Here is a 16,792-nt window from a genome sequence, read left to right as displayed (position 1 = left end):
CTGACAGCACGGACGACGGGTGTGACAACCAGTCGTCGTCACGAGGAGGTCTGACGTGTCCGCCCCCCACACCGAGAACGAGATCCTGCTGACCCCGTCCGAGGTCGCGACGCTGTTCCGCGTCGACCCCAAGACGGTCACCCGCTGGGCGAAGTCCGGCAAGCTGTCCTCGATCCGCACGCTCGGCGGGCACCGCCGCTACCGCGAGACCGAGGTGCGCGAGCTGCTCGGGGGCATCCCGGGTCAGCGCGACAGCGACTCCTGACGGCGCGCCGCCCTCCGTCGACGGCGACGGAGGGCGGGCACCGCCCCACCGCCGTGTCCGGTGACCGCCAGAATGGGGGTCCGCGACGGACGAGGGTGGTGCGGTGACCACGACACTCCCGCAGGACGACCTGCCTGCCTGGATCGACCGTGACGTGGCGTACCGGGCCGTGAGCGGCCGGGACCCGCGCTACGACGGCAGGCTGTACCTGGGCGTCACCTCCACCGGCGTCTACTGCCGGCCCTCGTGCCCGGCGCGGACCCCGCGTCCGGACAACTGCCGCTACTACCGCTCGGCGGCGGCCGCGGTCGCCGCCGGCTTCCGCGCGTGCCGGCGCTGCAGGCCCGACGCCCTCCCCGGCAGCAGGGAGTGGGACGCGCGCGCCGACCTCGCCGCGCAGGCGGTCCGCGCGATCGCGTCGGGTGTGGTCGACGAGGTCGGCGTCGAGGGCCTCGCGGAGCGCCTGCACGTCAGCGCGCGGCACCTGCAGCGCGTGGTCGTCGCGGAGATGGGCGCGGGTCCGGCGCAGATCGCCCGGAGCCGGCGGGCGCAGCTCGCGCGGCACCTGCTGGACGAGACGCGCCTGCCGATGGCCGACGTCGCGTTCGCGGCGGGGTTCGCGAGCGTCCGCCAGTTCAACGACGTCATGCGGGCGACGTTCGGCGCGGCCCCCCGCGAGCTGCGAGCCCGACGCCGGACGCCCGCACCGCCGGTCGGCGCGGCGGCGACCGGCAGTCCGGGCAGCCCCACCGCGCAACCCGGAGCAGTGGCGTCGCGGCGCGCGGCCGGGAAGCCGCTCGACCGCGGGGTGCCGGTCTCCGCGCCCCGGTCTCCCGTCGACGCCGCCCACCTCACCCTCCACCTGCGCCACCGGCCGCCGTACGACGCCCGCGCGTGGTTCGCCCACGTCGAGCGGCGCGCCGTGCCCGGGCTCGAGGTCGCGGACGGGTCCGGCGCCGCGTTCACCGTCCGGCGCCTCGTGCCCGCCGCGCACGGCCCCGCCGTGGCGACCGTGCGGTTGGCGCGCGACGGCTCGCGCGTCGACCTGGAGCTGGAGCTCGCCTCGCTGGGCGACCTGGCGCCGGTGGTGGGGCGGGTCCGGCGCTGGCTGGACCTCGACGCCGACCCGTCGCTGGTCGCGGCGGTGCTCGCCGAGGACGACGCTCTCGCGCCGCTCGTGGCGGCGCGTCCGGGGCTGCGCGTCCCCGGGACGGTCGACGGGTACGAGCTCGCCGTCCGCGCGGTCCTGGGGCAGCAGGTCTCGGTGGAGGCCGCCCGGACCCTCACGGCCCGGGTCGTCGCGGCGTACGGCTCGCCGGGTCCTGGCGGCCTGCTCGTCTTCCCGGCTGCGGAGCGCCTCGCCGCCGTGCCCGTGGCGGAGCTCCGCGCCGCCGGCCTGACGGGGTCCCGTGCGGCGACCGTGCTCGCGCTGGCGGGTGCCGTGGCGGGCGGGCTGCGCCTCGACCCGGCTGCCGACCGGGTCGCGACGCGGCGCGCACTGCTGGCGCTGCCCGGCGTCGGGCCGTGGACGGCGGAGTACGTCGCGCTGCGGTCGCTGGCCGACCCGGACGCCTTCCCGGAGGGCGACCTGGTGCTCCGCCGCGCCGCCGGACGCCACCTGGGCGGGGGGACCGCGGTCCCCGCGCCGGCCCTGCGTGAGCGTGCCTCCCGCTGGCGCCCGTGGCGGGGGTACGCCGCGCAGCACCTCTGGACCGCCGCGGCGGCGGACGGCGGACCGTGATGTCCGAGGACCGCCAGAACGCACCGGGCCGACCACGCAGGATGGAGCCATGACCACCACCGAGCTCGGGACGACCGGGCACCTCACGCCCGCGCCCCCGGTGCCGCCCGCCGCCGAGGCGGCCGTCGCCCCGGCGGGCACCGGACCGCTCCTCGCCGCGACGCTCGCGACCCCCGCGGGCGACCTCGCCGTGCTGCTGACCCCCGAGGGTGTGGTGCGCGCGGCCGGCTTCGCACCCGTGGCGGCGATGGCGGCGCGCCTGCCGGCGGCCGTCGCGGTGCGCGGCCACCGACTCGTGGCCGCGCAGGACCTGTCCCGCGAGGGAGACGGCCCGGCGCGGGTGGCGGACGCGGTGGCCCGCTACGCCGCGGGGGAGCCGACCGCTCTCGACGCCGTGCCCGTCGAGCAGGCCGGCGGGCCGTTCCAGCAGCGGGCGTGGCAGGCGATGCGCGCGATCCCCCCGGGCCGGACGGTCACGTACGCGGAGCTCGCGCTCGCCGCGGGCAGCCCGACGGCGGTCAGGGCGGCGGGGTCGGCGTGCGCGCGGAACCTCGTCGCGCCCTTCGTGCCCTGCCACCGGGTGCTCCGCACGGGAGGGACGCTCGGCGGCTACTACTACGGTCTCGAGGTCAAGCGCGCGCTGCTCGCGCTCGAGGCGCGGGGCTGAGGCGGGGGCGCCGGCCGCGCGGTCGACGCCCGGCCGGTGCGTCCGGTGCCGCCGGCGGGTCCGGACGTCAGCGGCGGACCGCCAGCACCACCAGCAGGGCGAGGCCCCCCACGCCTGCGGCGAGCACGGCGCGCGCGCGTCCACGGTTCGCGGGGTCGGCGGCCGGGTCCGTGCCGACCGCGTCCCGGAGCAGCTTCTCCGCACCCGCGCGGGCGTCGGCCACCTGCCGCTTCGGGCTCAGCCTCGCGGCGAGGGCGTCGGCGGTCCCGGCGAGCTCCGCGCGGGTCAGCGCGATCTCGCTCTCGAGGTCCGTGATGGACGGCTTGGGCGTGGAGTCGCTCATCGGCGCAGGCCCTCCTTGACGGACCGGGACACCGTCTCGGCGTCCTCCTTGATGCCGGCCACGGCCTTCTCCGGGGCGGGCGGCGTGCTCTTCTGCAGGCTCTTGACGCCCAGCAGGCCCAGCACGGCCGTGCCGACGGCGAGCACCACCAGCACGATGAGCGCGGCGAGCCACGGGGGCACCGCCTCGCTCAGGGCGAGGATCACGGTGGTCAGCAGCACCACGAACGTGAAGAAGCCGAGGAAGGCGGCCCCCGCGAGCAGCCCCGCGCCGATGCCTGCCGCCTTGGCCTTCTGGGCGAGCTCGGCCTTCGCGAGGTCGATCTCGGCACGCACGAGCCGGGCGGACTGCTCGGCGAGGCGGCTGATGAGCTGGCCGATCGACTGCTGGTCCGGGCCGGACCCGCTGCCCGATGTCGTCGTCATCCGGTGCTCCTTCGTGGACGGGTGGCGTTCCGCCTAGTCTGGCGCGTCCTGCGGATCGGCGCAGGTGGGCGGCGCACGGGAGCCGCCGTCAGTCCGTCCACGGGTGCACGAGCTCCTCCGCGTCGGGCGCGGGCCCGGGCCCGGCCGGCGCGACGCGGACGGGCTGAGGCAGCTTGCTGCGGCCCCATGCGGCGCAGCCGGCGGCGACGAGGACCAGCAGCACGCCGGCCAGCAGCGCGGACAGCCACAGCGGCAGCACGAGGGCGAGCGCGACGACGCCGGCGGTCACGAGGAGGGCGAGCCCGAAGACGGTCAGCAGCAGCGCGACGGCGAACGCGATGGCGCTGGGACGCACCTGCACGGCCCGCGCCCGCACCGAGCGGCTGACCGCGTCGATCTCCGACTGGATGGAGCGCCGCACGCGGTCCTCGACGTGCTCGATGCGCTCGCGGGTGCGCTCCGCGAGCGGCTCGGCGAGCCTGCTGAACAGCCCGGGCCGACGGGTCTCGTCCTCGGCCTTGCCCACGGTGTCCTCCCTCGGCCAGCGTCTCCGCCCAACCCTAGTCACCAGGGGGGCGGCGACGCACTGCGGGGCGCGGTGCGTCGTGGTGCGGGCGCGCGCCCGGGTGCGTCAGGATGGCTCCGTCCCGGGCGGTGCTGCGCCCGTCCCGCCGTCGTCCGCCCCGCAGGAGCCCGCCACGTCCCGTCCGTCCGCCGTCCCCGCCGCCGCGGGCGATCCCTCCGCGTCCTCCCGGCCCGCGCCGGCCGGGCGCCCGGCGCACCGCCGCGCGGGTCTCGCGCTGCTGGTCGCGGTGGGCGGCGCAGCCGGCTCGCTCGGACGCCTCGGCCTCGCGCAGGCCCTGCCGGTGCAGCACGGCTGGCCGGTGGCCACCCTCACGGCGAACCTCGTCGGCGCGTTCCTGCTCGGCGCGCTCCTCGAGGCGCTGGGCCGGCGCGGCCCCGAGACGCCGGGCGTGCTGCGGGCACGGCTCGCGCTCGGTACGGGGGTGCTCGGCGGTTTCACCACGTTCTCCTCGCTGGCGCTCGAGACGGAACGGCTGCTGGCCGACGGGGCCGCGGGCACGGCGCTCGCCTACGCGGGCGCGACCCTGGTGGGCGGCGTCGTGTGCGCGGCAGCGGGCGTGGCCGCGGTCGGCCTGGCAGCCCGGGGCCGTGGGGGGCGGACGTGACGGGCGCCCTGCTCGTCGCCTTCGCCGGAGGGGCGGGCGCCGCGGCGCGGTTCTGGGTGGACGGCACCATCCGGGCGCGGGGCCGGACGGTGCTGCCGGTCGCGACGGTGACCGTCAACGTGACCGGCTCGTTCCTCATCGGCCTGGTGGCGGGCGCGCACGTCTACCTCGGGCTGCCCGCGACGTGGCAGCTCCTGCTCGCGACCGGGTTCTGCGGCGGCTACACGACGTTCTCCGCCGCCGCGGTCGAGACGGTGCGGCTCGTGCAGGCGGGCGAGCGGGGCCGGGCGGTGGCCAACCTGCTCGGCACCGCCGTGCTGACGGTCGCGGCGGCCGCCGCCGGCACCGCGGTGATGGCGCTCGCGGGCCGGTGACCGCCGCACTTGCGACGGGACGACCCGTTTGCGAGGGTCGGCGGTGGCCTCGTCGTCGGGTGCCGGGATGACGCCCGGCCGCGCCGGGCCCGCGAGAGGGGGGTGGGTGACGGAGTACACCCTCGTCCCTCCCGGGGAACCGATCGACCTCGACAACTGCGCGCGCGAGCCCATCCACATCCCCGGCTCGGTGCAGCCGCGCGGCTACCTGCTGGTGGTGCGCGAGGCCGGCGCCGTCGTCCTCCAGTGCTCCGCGAACGCGACGGCGCTGCTCGGCCCGGGCGTCGACGGGGTGCTCGGCCGGTCGCTCCCGGAGGTGCTGGGGGAGCCCGCCGCGCGTGTGGTGCTGGAGCAGGTCGCCGCGCTCGCGGACCACCGCACCCGCAACCCCGGTCTGGTGCAGGTCGGCGCCGGCGACCGCGCGGTGGTCATGGACGTCGTGGTGCACCGACCGCCGCCCGCCACGGCCGCCGACCCGGGACCGGTGTTCGTCGTCGAGCTCGAGCCCGCGGACGGCCCGCGGCCCCTGACGTACGGGAGCACGTACGAGCTGGTCCGGGACGCGATCGCCGACCTGAACCGGACCGGCACGCTCGACGGGCTGTACGACCAGGCCGCCCGGCACGTGCGGCGGCTGACGGGCTTCGACCGCGTGATGGTCTACCGGTTCGACGCGGAGTACAACGGCGAGGTGGTCGCCGAGGCCCGCCGGGACGACCTCGAGCCGTTCCTGGGCCTGCACTACCCGGCCTCCGACATCCCGCCGCAGGCGCGCGCGATGTACGAGAAGAGCTGGATCCGGCTGATCTCGGACGTCGACTACGCGCCCGTCCCGGTGGTGCCCACCGACGAGCCGCTGAGCGGGCGCCCGCTGGACCTGACGTACGCGACGCTGCGCAGCGTCTCGCCGATCCACTGCGAGTACCTCCGGACCATGGGCGTGCGCGCGTCGATGTCGATCTCCCTGCTGCGGGACGGCCGGCTGTGGGGCATGGTCGCCTGCCACCACTACGCCGGCCCGCACGCGCCGTCGTACGGCGTCAGGGCAGCCTCCGAGTTCCTCGGCGTGGCGCTGTCCGCGCGCCTGGTGGCGCAGGTCGAGCAGGACCTGCTCGCGGAGTCCCGCCGCGCGTCGGGCGTGCTGGCGCGCCTGGTGGCCGCGAGCCGGGACGAGGACGTCCGGCTCGCGCAGGCGCTGACCCGCACCGGCGACCTGCTCGACCTGGTGCCTGCGGACGGCGTCGTCGTGTGCGCCGGGGGAGATCTCGCGACGCGCGGCCGCGTCCCCGACGAGGCGTCCTGCCACCGGCTCGCGTCCTGGGGCAGCGCCCTCGGCGACGGCGTCGTGGCGACGGACCGGCTCGCGGAGGAGCCGGGTGCGCCGCAGGTGCCCGGCGTCGCCGGGGTGGTCGCGTTCGCGCTGCCGGACGGCGGGACGGTGGTCTGGGTGCGCGACGAGGTCGTGCGGACGGTCGACTGGGGCGGCGACCCGCACGGCAAGGTCGAGGTCCGGGAGGAGGGAGGCGTGCGGCTGGGCCCGCGGACGTCCTTCGCCCTGTGGCGGGAGCACGTGCGCGGCCGGTCGCAGCCGTGGGACGACCGCCACGCGGGCAACGCGGCCGACCTGCGCAGCCACCTCGTCGAGGCGCTGTTCCGGCGGGGGCAGGTCGAGGTCGGCGCCGCCCGTGCCCTGCAGCGGACCCTGCTGCCGCCGACGCTGCCCGCGGTGCCCGGCTGGGCGGTGGACGCCCGGTACGAGCCGGCGGGCACCGGCCAGGTGGGCGGCGACTGGTACGACGGCCTGGTGCTCGCGGACGGACGGCTGGCGCTGGCCGTCGGCGACGTGACCGGGCACGGGCTGCCCGCGGCCGCGGCCATGGGGCAGCTCCGCAACGCCGTCCGCGCGTACCTGCTGGACTCGGCGCCCCCGGCGGTGGTGCTCGGTCGTGTCGGCCGGCTGGCGCGCTGGATCCTGCCGGGTCAGATGGCCACGCTGGCGCTCGCCGTGCTCGACCCGGCGACCGGCGTCGTCGAGCACGCGTCGGCCGGGCACCTGCCGCCGCTGGTGGTGCGCGCGGACGGGACCGCGGCCTGGCGCCGGCCGCTGGGCTCGCCGCTGGTGGGCCTGCTGGAGGGCGACCCGCGGTCGGAGACGCTGGTGCTCGAGCCGGGCGACGCGCTGCTGCTGCTGACCGACGGCCTGATCGAGCGGCGGGGTGAGTCGCTCCGCGTCGCGATGGAGCGCGCCGTCGAGCGCGTCGGCCGCCCGTGCGCCGGAGGGCTCGCGGACCTCGCCCTCCGGCTGCGCGGCCCGGGCCCGGGTTCGGACGACGACGCGACGCTGCTGCTGCTGACGCGGGCCTGACGCGCTCCCGGTCGGCCGACCGGGGCCGGCGTCGTGCTGACCTCCCGGCTCAGCCGCCGAGGAGGTCCGCGAAGCTCGGCGCGCCGGCGAACGGGTCCTGCGGCCCGCGCGGCCCGCGGGCGGCGACCGTGGCGGCGAGCTCGGCTCCCGCGCGGCGGATGCGCGCCGGCAGCGGGTTCGGCTCGCCGGCGGTCGAGCCCGACGCCCAGTCGTCGGTCGCGGCGAACACCGACGTGGTCGCGACGTCGGCCCGCAGGTAGGTGAACAGCGGGCGGATCGAGTACTCGAGCGCCAGCGAGTGCCGGGCGGTGCCGCCGGTCGCGCCGAGCAGCACCGGCATCCCGACGAGCGCGTCCTTGTCGAGCACGTCGACGAACGACTTGAACAGGCCGGAGTACGTCGTGGTGAACAGCGGTGTCACGGCGATGACCGCGTCCGCGCCGGTGACGGCCTCGATCACCCCGGCGAGCGCGGGCGGCGGGAAGCCGGTGAGCATCGCGTCGACGATCTCGTGGGCGTGGTCGCGCAGCTCGACGACGCGGACCTCCGCGAGGTCGCCGCGGTCCGCGAGCCCGGTCGCGGTCGCCTCGGCGAGCCGGTCGGCGAGCAGGCGGGTGGACGACGGGCGGCCGAGTCCGGCCGACAGCGCGACGATCGTGCGCTGGGTCATGGGGGTGGCTCCTTGGTGCCGTGACGGCGGTGCGGGTGCCGGGCGGGAGGCGGTGCGGGGTGCCCCGGAGGGCGCCCACTGCGTCGAACCTCCCGCCCGGCGGGGGTGTTCCCGGCTGTCCGGGATGCGGGATCAGAGGCCGAAGGCGGCACCGGGGCGGGCGGTCACCGCGTCCGCGGCGGCGGCGTCGTCCTCGGCGGTCCTGCCGGTCCAGTGGTCGGCGGCCGCGACGGGCTGGGCGTGCACCTCGCCGGCCGCGCGGGCGGCCGCGACGCGCTCGGCGTGGCTCGGCGGGTCGGACGGCACGTGCGCGGGGCGGTCGGACTCCATCTCCTTGCGGAGCACCGGCACGACCTCGCCGCCGAGGATGTCGAGCTGCTCGAGCACCGTCTTCAGCGGCAGGCCCGCGTGGTCGATGAGGAACAGCTGCCGCTGGTAGGCGCCGACCTCGTGCCGCATGGCGGCGTAGCGGTCGATGACCTGCTGCGGCGAGCCGACGGTGAGCGGGGTCTGGGCGGAGAAGTCCTCCAGGGACGGCCCGTGGCCGTACACCGGCGCGTTGTCGAAGTACGGCCGGAACTCGTCGACGGCGTCCTGCGAGTTCTTCCGCATGAACACCTGGCCGCCGAGGCCCACGATCGCCTGGTCCGCCCGGCCGTGGCCGTAGTGCTCGAACCGCTGCCGGTAGAACTGGACCATCTGCTTCGTGTGGCTCATCGGCCAGAAGATGTTGTTGTGGAAGAACCCGTCGCCGTAGTAGGCGGCCTGCTCCGCGATCTCGGGGCTGCGGATCGAGCCGTGCCACACGAACGGCGGGACGCCGTCCAGCGGGCGCGGGGTCGAGGTGAAGCCCTGGAGCGGGGTGCGGAACTTGCCCTCCCAGTCCACGACGTCCTCCTCCCAGAGGCGGCGCAGCAGGGCGTAGTTCTCGATGGCCAGCGGGATGCCCTGGCGGATGTCCTGGCCGAACCACGGGTAGACGGGGCCGGTGTTGCCGCGGCCCATCATGAGGTCCATCCGGCCGTCGGAGACGACCTGGAGCATCGCGTACTCCTCGGCCAGGCGGACCGGGTCGTTGGTGGTGATCAGCGTGGTCGCGGTGGACAGCACGATGCGCTGCGTGCGGGCGGCCAGGTAGCCGAGCAGGGTGGTGGGGGACGACGCGACGAACGGCGGGTTGTGGTGCTCGCCGGTCGCGAAGACGTCGAGGCCGACCTCCTCCGCGTGCTCCGCGATCGCGAGGATCGAGCGGACACGCTCGGTGTCGTCGGGCGTGCGGCCCGTCGTGGGGTCAGGCGTGATGTCGCTGACCGTGAAGACTCCGAACTGCATCTCGCGCTCCTCAAACTCGATGCGTTTGCATGTACATGGCGCTGCAACCGGGCGCGTCGTCGATCTATTCCGTCCACCGGGACGAAGGTCCCGCGAGGTGCGAGCGCCACTCGTCCGCAACCGGGCGGTTGACCACCGGCGGGCGTGCGTGGCAGCCTCGCGGACGACCCGCACCGGCCGTCGGAGGAGGATCCGTGCCCGGCGACGACCGGCTCTCCCAGGTGTTCGCGGCGCTCGCGGACCCGCTGCGCCGCGACGTCGTCGCCCGGCTCGCGTCCGGCGACGCGACGGTGGGCGAGCTCGCGGCCCCGTACGACGTCACCACCCAGGCGGTGTCGAAGCACCTGCGCGTGCTCGAGGACGCCGGGCTCGTCAGCAGGCGCCGCGAGGCGCAGCGCCGGTGGGTGCACCTGGAGACCGAGGTGTTCGACCTCATGACGCTCTGGATCGAGCGGTACCGGCGCCAGGCGGAGTTCCGCTACCGGCCGCTGGAGGACGTGCTGCTCGGCGAGGGCACGCCCGTCGACGACGCGCCGCGCGTCCGCACCGAGCCCGCACCGCGGGTGCGCACCGAGCGGGAGCGGGAGTTCCAGCCGTGGGACCTCGGCGCCCGCGCCGTCCGGCGGGACGACGCCTGACCCGTCCGGCTCAGGCTTGGTACGCCCAGTGCCACGGCTCGCGCGGGGTGTCCTCGACGAAGCCGTAGCGGCCGGCGTTCGCCCGCATCCAGGACTGGGCTGCGTCGTCGAGGTCCAGGTCGACCGCCATGCCCCAGCCGTGGTCGCTCGTGCCCGGCACCGCCGCCAGGCCGCCCTGCGAGTACAGGCCCTTGCGCGCCGCGACGTCCACCTGCGCCTCGTAGGACCGGTACGAGTCGGTGATCCCGACGGTCACGCCCGCGCGGGCGGCGTCGGCGCGCAGGCGCTCCAGGGCGTCCGCCGCGGGGGCCCACAGCCGGTGCCCGGTGCCGTCGACCTCGGCGAGGGCCGCCGCCGGGATGCGGCCGTTGCCGTACGCCGCGAGCTCCGTGGGCACCCCGTCGGCGGTGAGCGTGCCGGACGCCCCGGAGGGCCCGGGCACCGCGCCCGCTCCGGCGGCCGGCCCGGCACCGGTGCCCGCGACGGCGAGCTCGAGGGCGCGCGCGAAGTCGGTGCCCGACGTGGTCGACGTGGTCGCCGCCGTCGTGGTGGTGGTCGCCGGCGCGAACGACCCGAGGGTCGCCTGGATGGCCGCGATGCGCTGGCCGATCGCCGCGATGCCGTCCACGCCCATGCCGGCCGTACTCCTTCCCCCGAGGTGCTCCTGGTCCCCATCGGCCGCGGGTCCCGCGTCCTGAGCGGAGCGGGCGCACCGCGTCGTCGTGCGGCAGATCGCGACACGCGGGGGTCGCAGTGCGGTCGTGTCGGTGGTCGTGCGTACCGTCGTGCACATGGACGAGCGGCACGTGTGCACCTGGTTCGACGACGCGGACGGCGTCGAGCTCCTGTGCGTCTGCGGCACCCGGGCGGTGGTCGTCGTGGACGACGCGACCGGTGACGACCTGGTGGTCGTGCTGGCGGACGAGCCCGCGCCCCTGGCCGCGACGGCCTGAGCGCCGCGACGGCCCGAACCGGCCGGGCCTCGGCGCCTCGGCGTCAGGGTGTCGGTGGGGCCGGCTGAGCCGGTCCGGGGCCCGCGGGAGGCCCGGGCGCCGGACCCGCGGACGGTGACAGCGTCACGGTCGACCCTGCCGTCGCCGAGCCCGACCGGCTCTGCTGCGCCACGCGGCCCGGAGCGAGGTCGGACGGCACCGGCGGCCCCGTCACGACGCGGAACCCGGCGGCCACGAGCGCCGCGCGCGCGCCCGCCTCGTCCCGGCCCACGACCCAGGGGACCGGCACCTGCCGGCCGAGCAGCTCGTCCTGGCCCGCGGGGGCGAAGCCCGGGACGGGAACCCCCTCGAGCGTCCGCGTCATGAAGCCCGTCCAGATGGGCACCGCGACGGACGACCCGTACACGTTGCGGATGTAGCGGCCGTTGATGACGACGTCCTGCATCGGGACGGTCCCCTCGGCGTGCCCGACCCACACGGCGGTGGCCCGCAGGGGTGTGTAGCCGACGAACCACGTGTGCTCGTTGTGGGAGGTCGTGCCCGTCTTGCCGGCGGCCGGGAACGGCGGCGCGGCCGTGTTCGCCGTGCCGCTCCAGACGTTCTGCAGCGCGTGGTTGACGGCGTTCGCGATCCGCGGTTCGAGCGCGGGCGTGCAGGTGGACGGCGTGACCGGCAGCTCCTCGCCGCGCGCGTCGACCACGGAGGCGATCGCGACGGGCGTGCAGGTCGTGCCGCCGGTGGCGAAGCCGGCGAAGGCGGTCGCCATCGACAGCGGGGCGACGGACTGGCTGCCCAGCACGTTCGCCGGCAGCGGGTCGAACGGCCCGGCGCCCGACCGCCCGCCGGCCTTGTGGATGCCGAGCGAGGTCGCCGTGTCCATGATCCCGCAGAGGTCGAGCTGCGAGGCCATGGCGATGTACCCGGAGTTCACGGAGTTCCGGGTGGCGTCGAGCACCGACATCACGCCGCCGGAGCCCTCGGCGTTGCCGAACCGGTACTCGGTGCTGGGCTCGAGCACGGTGCAGGGCGCGGAGAACTCGCTGAACCGGTAGGAGAACCGGGTCGCGTTCACGGTCTCGGACAGGCTGTGACCCTGCTTCAGCCACTGCGCGAGGGTGAACGGCTTGAACGTCGAGCCGGGCGGGAACCCGCTGCCGCCGCCGTAGCGGAAGTCCGTGGAGTAGTTGACGGCGGTCTCGCGGTCGCCGTGCTCCTCGGTGTTGTTGTAGACGCGGTTCTGGGCCATCGACGTGATCCGCCCGGTGCCGGGCTCGACCGTCACCAGGGCCGTGGCGACGCCGGACGGGTCGTCGACGGGCACGCCGGCGCGCACCTGCTCGTCCGCGATCGCCTGCTCGCGCGGGTCGAGCGTGGTGGTGATGGTGAGGCCGCCGCGGTACAGCAGGTCGACGCGGTCGGACTCGGTCTCGCCGAACGCCGGGTCGTCGCGGATGAGCTTGGTGACGTAGTCGCAGAAGAACCCGGAGCCCGGCACCGCGGCCCCCGCCGCCATGCAGCCGACGACGGGGTCGGTGGGACGCAGGGTGTCCTCCAGGGTGGTGGCGGTGCCCTCGGTGTACTCCGCCTGGCTGATGTACCCCTGCTGCCGCATCAGCCGCAGCACGACGTCCCGGCGGTCCCGGGCGGCCTCGGGGTTGCGGAGCGGGTCGGTCGCCGTGGGGCTCTGCGTGATGCCCGCGATCGTCGCGGCCTCGAGGTACGTCAGCTCCGACGCCGGCTTGGAGAAGTACCGCTCCGCCGCGGCCTGCACCCCGTAGGTGTTGACCCCGAACTGGGCGATGTTGAGGTACGCCTCGAGGATCTGGTCCTTGGTCAGCTCCTTCTCGAGCGCGATCGCGAGCTTCGCCTCGCGGAGCTTGCGGGCGTAGCCCTCGGCGCCGCTCGCCTCCCGGGCGGCGTCGGCGGCGGCGAGGTCGCCCTCCCGCACCGCCCGTTCGACGAGGACGTTCTTGATGTACTGCTGCGTGAGCGTCGACGCGCCCTCGGTGCGCTGCGGGTGCTGCAGGTTCCGCACGAACGCGCGCAGCATGCCCTCGGGGTCGATGCCGCCGTGGCGGTAGAACCGCTTGTCCTCCGTCGCGACGACGGCGTCGCGCATCGGCTCGGCGATCGCGTCGAGCGGGACGACCTCGCGGTTCTCCGCCCAGAACACGGCGAGCTGCGTGCCGTCCGCGGCGTGCAGCGTCGACCGCTGCGACAGCGGCGGGCGTTCGAGCTCGGTCGGCAGGTCCTCGAACGCCTCGATCGCGAGGTCGGTCGTCCCGTCCGCGACCGCGACGGTGGGCAGCACGAGCGCGGCGGTCAGCAGACCGCCCGCCCCGGCCACGAGCACGTACGCGACCAGCAGCGCGACGGCCCGGACGATGGACATGCGCCGCGGCCCCCCTGCCATGCCGCCACGCTAGGCCAGGTGGGGGCGGGTGCGCCCGCCGAACGGCACGGTCCGTCTCAGGTCGGCCCGGCTCCCCGCGCCTATCCTGCGGGGGTGGACGTGACCTCCGCGACGACCGGACCCGACGTGCCGGACCCCGTCGCCCGCGCGGCCCGGTTCCTGGTGCGCGGCCGCCTGGAGCAGCTCCCGCGCCGTCGTGCGGACCGGGACCTGGTGCTGGGGTGGCTGGCGCACGGTGCCCTGCCGGGTCTCGGCGACCCGCTCCCGGAGCGCGAGCTCACGGCGCGGCTCGCGGAGGTCGGCCGTGACCCGGTCGGGCTGCGGCGGGAGCTCGTCGAGGCGGGCCTCGTCGCGCGCACCCGCGACGGCGCGGAGTACTGGCGTACGCGCGTCACCGAGTTCGACGACCCGTCGTCGACCGTCGACCGGCCCGGAGCCGGCCCGGCCCCGTCGGCCGGGCGTCTCCGCGCGGGCGGGTGAGACCCGGGCCCGGGCACGACGAAGCCCCGTCCGCCGTGAGGCGAACGGGGCTTCGGGTGGTGGCTCCGACCGGCGTCGATCCGGTGACCTTTCGATTTTCAGTCGAACGCTCTACCAACTGAGCTACAGAGCCTCGGACGACGACGCCGGCCCTGGTGGACCGGCGCTGTCGAGCGACCCCGACGGGACTTGAACCCGCGACCTCCGCCGTGACAGGGCGGCGCGCTAACCAACTGCGCTACGGGGCCTCGTAGTGAGACCTATTCTTCCACATGCACCGGCTCGTACCCCCAACGGGATTCGAACCCGTGCTACCGCCGTGAAAGGGCGGGGTCCTGGGCCGCTAGACGATGGGGGCTTGCGCCCCTGACGTCGAGGCGTCTTCAGACCGGTGACGATCATACGGGTACGAACGCCGATCGCCAAAGTCGGCCAGGATGGACCCCGTGGTGGACATGTCGAGGGAGGACTTCGAGGACGCCGTGCGGGACGGCCTGGACCTGATCCCGGAGGAGCTCGCGGCCCGGATGGACAACGTCGTCGTGCTGGTCGAGGACGACCCGCCGGCGGACGACCCGGAGCTGCTCGGGCTGTACGAGGGCGTCCCGCTGACCGAGCGCGGGGAGTTCTGGGCGGCCGGGTCGCTGCCGGACCGCATCACGATCTACCGGAACCCGACCCTGGCGCTGTGCGCGGACCGGGACGAGGTCGTCGAGGAGGTCGCCGTCACCGTGGTGCACGAGGTGGCGCACCACTTCGGCATCGACGACCGCCGGCTGCACGAGCTCGGCTGGGGCTGACGGGCCGGCAGGGCTGTCGGGGGCCGTGGCTACGCTGCCGGGGTGACCGACGTCAGCCCCGCCCGCACGCGCCTCGGCGTCGTGATCCTCCCGCAGCAGCGCTGGGCGCAGGCCCGGCACACCTGGCGCCGCGCCGAGGAGTACGGGTTCGACCACGCATGGACCTACGACCACCTGGCATGGCGGTCGCTGGCGGACGAGCCGTGGTTCGCGACGGTGCCCCTGCTCGCGGCGGCCGCCGCCGTCACCGAGCGGATCCGGCTCGGCACGTGGGTCGCGTCGCCGAACTTCCGGCACCCGGTGCCGTTCGCGAAGGACGTCATGGGCCTCGACGACGTCGCGGGCGGGCGGTTCCTGCTCGGGCTCGGGGCCGGCGGTGAGGGGTTCGACGCGGGCGTGCTCGGGCCGGCGCCGACGCGCGGCGAGCGCACCCGCCGGTTCGAGGAGTTCGTCGAGCTGCTGGACCGGCTGCTGACCCACCCCGAGACGGAGCACGAGGGCACGTTCTACGCCGCCCACGGCGCCCGGATGCACCCGGGCACGATCGCGCGGCCGCGCACGCCGTTCGTCGTCGCGGCGAACGGCCCGCGCACCATGGCGCTGGCGGCGCGGTTCGGTCAGGGGTGGGCGACGTACGGCCCGTCGTTCGCGCCGGAGGACGTGACGGGCCCGGTGTCCGCCGCGCAGGAGGCGTGGTGGGCCGGGCTGGCCGGGATGGTGGACCAGATCCGCGAGGTCGCCGCGCGGGAGGCCCCGGGCGGGCGCGCGCCCGACCTGTACCTCAGCCTCGACGGCGCGCCGGTGTACTCGCTGGAGTCGCCGGAGGTCCTCGTGGAGGGCGTCGAGCGGGCAGCGGCCCTCGGGTTCTCGGACGTCGTGGTGCACTGGCCCCGTGAGCAGGGGATCTACGCCGGCTCGGAGGACGTCATGGCCGAGGCGCTGTCCCGGCTGGGTCGCTGACCCCGGCGCGGCCGGCCCGTGGGCCGTGGCCTCACGGCTGCGCCTGGCGGGCCTCCCACGCGCTGGCGACCATCTCCGTCAGCGTGTGCCGCATGACCCAGTCGAGGTCGCGCGCCGCCGCCTCGCCCGACGCCACGATCCGGGCGGGGTCACCCGGGCGGCGGGGGGCCACCTCGGGCTCGAACGCGATGCCGGTGCCCTGCGCCATGGCGGTCATGATCTCCCGCACGGAGACGCCGTCCCCCGAGCCGAGGTTGTAGACCGGCTGGAGCGGCCGGTCCTCGGCCAGGGCGCGGGCGGCGGCCACGTGCGAGACGGCGAGGTCCGCGACGTGGACGTAGTCGCGGACGCAGGTGCCGTCCGGCGTCGGGTAGTCGTCGCCGTTGATCCGGGGCGTGCGGCCCGCGGCGAGCGCGTCGAGCACCAGGGGGAACAGGTTGTGCGGGCTGGTGTCGGACAGCTCGGGGCTGCCCGAGCCCACGACGTTGAAGTAGCGCAGGGAGGTGTGGCGGAGCTCGACGGCGCGCGCCTGGTCCCGCAGCAGCCACTCGCCGATGAGCTTCGACTCGCCGTACGGGGACTCGGGGGCGGTCGGGGTCTGCTCGGTCACCAGGTCGACGTCCGGCGTGCCGTACACGGCGGCGCTGGACGAGAAGACGATGCGGCGCACGTCCGCGGCGGCCATCGCCTCGAGCAGGTGGGCCGTCCCGGTGACGTTCTGCTCGTACGTGTGCAGCGGTCGCTGGACGGAGACCCCGGCGTACTTGAAGCCGGCGAGGTGCACCACGCCGGTGACCTCGTGGGCGCGCAGCGCCTCCGTGACGAGGGCGGTGTCGAGGACCGAACCCTCGACGAGCGGCACGTCCTCGGGGACGAACCGCCGGTGCCCGGACGAGAGGTCGTCCAGGACCACGGCGGGGATGCCCACCTGACCGAGAGCCCGCACCACGTGCGACCCGATGTACCCCGCGCCTCCGGTGACCATCCACATGGGTGACAGCCTAGCGCGCGGGTGGTGCTTTCTGCTCGGATCCGGTGGTTCGTGTCCGTTTCGTACCCGGCAGGCCGCCTGCTGCGGGATCCGGCGCGGCCGAAGCGGCCGACGTGCACGTGGAGAGCTGCCCGATGAGGCAGAGTGCGGGGCAGAAGCGCGCACCGTCGGTGGTGCGGGGGCAG

General features: G+C 75.9%; 19 protein-coding genes and 3 tRNA genes. 11 read left to right on the top strand and 11 right to left on the bottom strand.

Annotated elements, in window-relative coordinates; translation table 11 throughout:
- The first annotated feature begins 55 nt into the window (after positions 1 to 55).
- The 3 genes from K5O09_RS15825 to K5O09_RS15815 all read left to right on the top strand — a co-directional run bounded on the left by K5O09_RS15825 (position 56) and on the right by K5O09_RS15815 (position 2,673).
- A complete protein-coding gene (locus tag K5O09_RS15825) occupies positions 56 to 265 on the top strand; it encodes a BldC family transcriptional regulator (RefSeq protein WP_222170399.1) in 210 nt (69 codons plus the stop codon).
- Between the two features lie 103 nt (positions 266 to 368).
- Positions 369 to 2,006 carry a DNA-3-methyladenine glycosylase 2 family protein gene (locus tag K5O09_RS19600; RefSeq protein ID WP_222170398.1) on the top strand — a complete coding sequence of 546 codons (1,638 nt, stop codon included), beginning with the start codon at positions 369 to 371 and terminating at the stop codon, positions 2,004 to 2,006.
- A 49-nt stretch (positions 2,007 to 2,055) separates the two neighbouring features.
- Positions 2,056 to 2,673, top strand: a complete 618-nt coding sequence (locus K5O09_RS15815; RefSeq protein ID WP_255595755.1) for a methylated-DNA--[protein]-cysteine S-methyltransferase — start codon at positions 2,056 to 2,058, stop codon at positions 2,671 to 2,673.
- Positions 2,674 to 2,740: 67 nt separating this feature from the next.
- Here K5O09_RS15815 and K5O09_RS15810 read toward each other — a convergent pair whose 3' ends face one another.
- The 3 genes from K5O09_RS15810 to K5O09_RS15800 all read right to left on the bottom strand — a co-directional run bounded on the left by K5O09_RS15810 (position 2,741) and on the right by K5O09_RS15800 (position 3,967).
- Positions 2,741 to 3,016: a DUF3618 domain-containing protein gene (locus K5O09_RS15810; RefSeq protein ID WP_222170397.1), complete on the bottom strand. Its 276-nt coding sequence runs from the start codon at positions 3,014 to 3,016 to the stop codon at positions 2,741 to 2,743.
- Positions 3,013 to 3,441 (bottom strand): phage holin family protein, encoded by a 429-nt coding sequence (locus tag K5O09_RS15805; RefSeq protein ID WP_222170396.1) that lies wholly within the window; start codon positions 3,439 to 3,441, stop codon positions 3,013 to 3,015. Before K5O09_RS15805 ends, K5O09_RS15810 begins: the two co-directional genes overlap by 4 nt.
- A gap of 88 nt (positions 3,442 to 3,529) precedes the next feature.
- Positions 3,530 to 3,967, bottom strand: a complete 438-nt coding sequence (locus tag K5O09_RS15800) for a phage holin family protein (protein WP_222170395.1) — start codon at positions 3,965 to 3,967, stop codon at positions 3,530 to 3,532.
- A gap of 79 nt (positions 3,968 to 4,046) precedes the next feature.
- Between K5O09_RS15800 and K5O09_RS15795 the strand changes: the two genes are divergently transcribed.
- The 3 genes from K5O09_RS15795 to K5O09_RS15785 all read left to right on the top strand — a co-directional run bounded on the left by K5O09_RS15795 (position 4,047) and on the right by K5O09_RS15785 (position 7,370).
- On the top strand, positions 4,047 to 4,631 hold the full coding sequence (locus tag K5O09_RS15795) for a CrcB family protein (protein ID WP_255595752.1): 585 nt from the start codon (positions 4,047 to 4,049) through the stop codon (positions 4,629 to 4,631).
- Positions 4,628 to 5,005 carry a fluoride efflux transporter CrcB gene (gene crcB / locus K5O09_RS15790; protein WP_222170393.1) on the top strand — a complete coding sequence of 126 codons (378 nt, stop codon included), beginning with the start codon at positions 4,628 to 4,630 and terminating at the stop codon, positions 5,003 to 5,005. The genes K5O09_RS15795 and crcB overlap by 4 nt, the downstream gene beginning before the upstream one ends.
- A gap of 106 nt (positions 5,006 to 5,111) precedes the next feature.
- Entirely contained in the window at positions 5,112 to 7,370 is a 2,259-nt protein-coding gene (locus tag K5O09_RS15785) for a SpoIIE family protein phosphatase (protein WP_255595749.1), read from the top strand.
- Positions 7,371 to 7,419: 49 nt separating this feature from the next.
- Here K5O09_RS15785 and K5O09_RS15780 read toward each other — a convergent pair whose 3' ends face one another.
- On the bottom strand, positions 7,420 to 8,040 hold the full coding sequence (locus K5O09_RS15780; protein WP_222170391.1) for an FMN reductase: 621 nt from the start codon (positions 8,038 to 8,040) through the stop codon (positions 7,420 to 7,422).
- 132 nt (positions 8,041 to 8,172) lie between these two features.
- A complete protein-coding gene (locus K5O09_RS15775; protein ID WP_222170390.1) occupies positions 8,173 to 9,372 on the bottom strand; it encodes an LLM class flavin-dependent oxidoreductase in 1,200 nt (399 codons plus the stop codon).
- Positions 9,373 to 9,566: 194 nt separating this feature from the next.
- Between K5O09_RS15775 and K5O09_RS15770 the strand changes: the two genes are divergently transcribed.
- Positions 9,567 to 10,010, top strand: coding sequence for a helix-turn-helix transcriptional regulator (locus tag K5O09_RS15770; RefSeq protein ID WP_255595746.1), 444 nt, complete (start codon positions 9,567 to 9,569; stop codon positions 10,008 to 10,010).
- Positions 10,011 to 10,020: 10 nt separating this feature from the next.
- Here the strand turns inward: K5O09_RS15770 and K5O09_RS15765 are convergent, their stop codons facing one another.
- Entirely contained in the window at positions 10,021 to 10,644 is a 624-nt protein-coding gene (locus K5O09_RS15765) for a D-alanyl-D-alanine carboxypeptidase family protein (RefSeq protein ID WP_255595743.1), read from the bottom strand.
- A gap of 157 nt (positions 10,645 to 10,801) precedes the next feature.
- On the opposite strand from K5O09_RS15765, the gene K5O09_RS15760 reads away from it, so the two are divergent.
- Positions 10,802 to 10,963: a hypothetical protein gene (locus K5O09_RS15760; protein ID WP_222170388.1), complete on the top strand. Its 162-nt coding sequence runs from the start codon at positions 10,802 to 10,804 to the stop codon at positions 10,961 to 10,963.
- 43 nt (positions 10,964 to 11,006) lie between these two features.
- Here K5O09_RS15760 and K5O09_RS15755 read toward each other — a convergent pair whose 3' ends face one another.
- Complete coding sequence (locus tag K5O09_RS15755; RefSeq protein ID WP_222170387.1) at positions 11,007 to 13,376, bottom strand: transglycosylase domain-containing protein; 2,370 nt, start codon at positions 13,374 to 13,376, stop codon at positions 11,007 to 11,009.
- Positions 13,377 to 13,469: 93 nt separating this feature from the next.
- Between K5O09_RS15755 and K5O09_RS15750 the strand changes: the two genes are divergently transcribed.
- Positions 13,470 to 13,856, top strand: a complete 387-nt coding sequence (locus K5O09_RS15750) for a DUF2087 domain-containing protein (protein WP_255595742.1) — start codon at positions 13,470 to 13,472, stop codon at positions 13,854 to 13,856.
- A 57-nt stretch (positions 13,857 to 13,913) separates the two neighbouring features.
- Here the strand turns inward: K5O09_RS15750 and K5O09_RS15745 are convergent.
- From K5O09_RS15745 to K5O09_RS15735, 3 genes are all read right to left on the bottom strand, one after another.
- A tRNA-Phe gene (locus tag K5O09_RS15745) sits at positions 13,914 to 13,989 on the bottom strand.
- 41 nt (positions 13,990 to 14,030) lie between these two features.
- Positions 14,031 to 14,104: transfer RNA gene (locus K5O09_RS15740), tRNA-Asp, on the bottom strand.
- Positions 14,105 to 14,141: 37 nt separating this feature from the next.
- Positions 14,142 to 14,214, bottom strand: a tRNA-Glu gene (locus K5O09_RS15735).
- 79 nt (positions 14,215 to 14,293) lie between these two features.
- Between K5O09_RS15735 and K5O09_RS15730 the strand changes: the two genes are divergently transcribed.
- Entirely contained in the window at positions 14,294 to 14,656 is a 363-nt protein-coding gene (locus K5O09_RS15730; protein WP_222170386.1) for a metallopeptidase family protein, read from the top strand.
- Between the two features lie 42 nt (positions 14,657 to 14,698).
- Positions 14,699 to 15,616 carry an LLM class flavin-dependent oxidoreductase gene (locus K5O09_RS15725; protein ID WP_222170385.1) on the top strand — a complete coding sequence of 306 codons (918 nt, stop codon included), beginning with the start codon at positions 14,699 to 14,701 and terminating at the stop codon, positions 15,614 to 15,616.
- A gap of 31 nt (positions 15,617 to 15,647) precedes the next feature.
- On the opposite strand, the gene galE is transcribed toward K5O09_RS15725, so the two are convergent.
- Complete coding sequence (galE, locus tag K5O09_RS15720; RefSeq protein WP_222170384.1) at positions 15,648 to 16,607, bottom strand: UDP-glucose 4-epimerase GalE; 960 nt, start codon at positions 16,605 to 16,607, stop codon at positions 15,648 to 15,650.
- Positions 16,608 to 16,792: the final 185 nt, after the last annotated feature.

Source organism: Cellulomonas sp. C5510, assembly GCF_019797765.1.
Taxonomy (GTDB): domain Bacteria; phylum Actinomycetota; class Actinomycetes; order Actinomycetales; family Cellulomonadaceae; genus Cellulomonas.
This window is presented reverse-complemented; position numbering and strand designations above follow the sequence as displayed.

Bases quoted from the DNA above. Each gene is read 5' to 3' on its own strand.
- K5O09_RS15730 (WP_222170386.1), top strand. From the start codon at position 14,294: ATGGACCCCGTGGTGGACATGTCGAGGGAGGACTTCGAGGACGCCGTG.
- K5O09_RS15775 (WP_222170390.1), bottom strand. From the start codon at position 9,372: ATGCAGTTCGGAGTCTTCACGGTCAGCGACATCACGCCTGACCCCACG.
- K5O09_RS15805 (WP_222170396.1), bottom strand. From the start codon at position 3,441: ATGACGACGACATCGGGCAGCGGGTCCGGCCCGGACCAGCAGTCGATC.
- galE (WP_222170384.1), bottom strand. From the start codon at position 16,607: ATGTGGATGGTCACCGGAGGCGCGGGGTACATCGGGTCGCACGTGGTG.
- K5O09_RS15765 (WP_255595743.1), bottom strand. From the start codon at position 10,644: ATGGGCGTGGACGGCATCGCGGCGATCGGCCAGCGCATCGCGGCCATC.
- K5O09_RS15815 (WP_255595755.1), top strand. From the start codon at position 2,056: ATGACCACCACCGAGCTCGGGACGACCGGGCACCTCACGCCCGCGCCC.
- K5O09_RS15780 (WP_222170391.1), bottom strand. From the start codon at position 8,040: ATGACCCAGCGCACGATCGTCGCGCTGTCGGCCGGACTCGGCCGCCCG.
- K5O09_RS15760 (WP_222170388.1), top strand. From the start codon at position 10,802: ATGGACGAGCGGCACGTGTGCACCTGGTTCGACGACGCGGACGGCGTC.
- K5O09_RS15810 (WP_222170397.1), bottom strand. From the start codon at position 3,016: ATGAGCGACTCCACGCCCAAGCCGTCCATCACGGACCTCGAGAGCGAG.
- K5O09_RS15755 (WP_222170387.1), bottom strand. From the start codon at position 13,376: ATGGCAGGGGGGCCGCGGCGCATGTCCATCGTCCGGGCCGTCGCGCTG.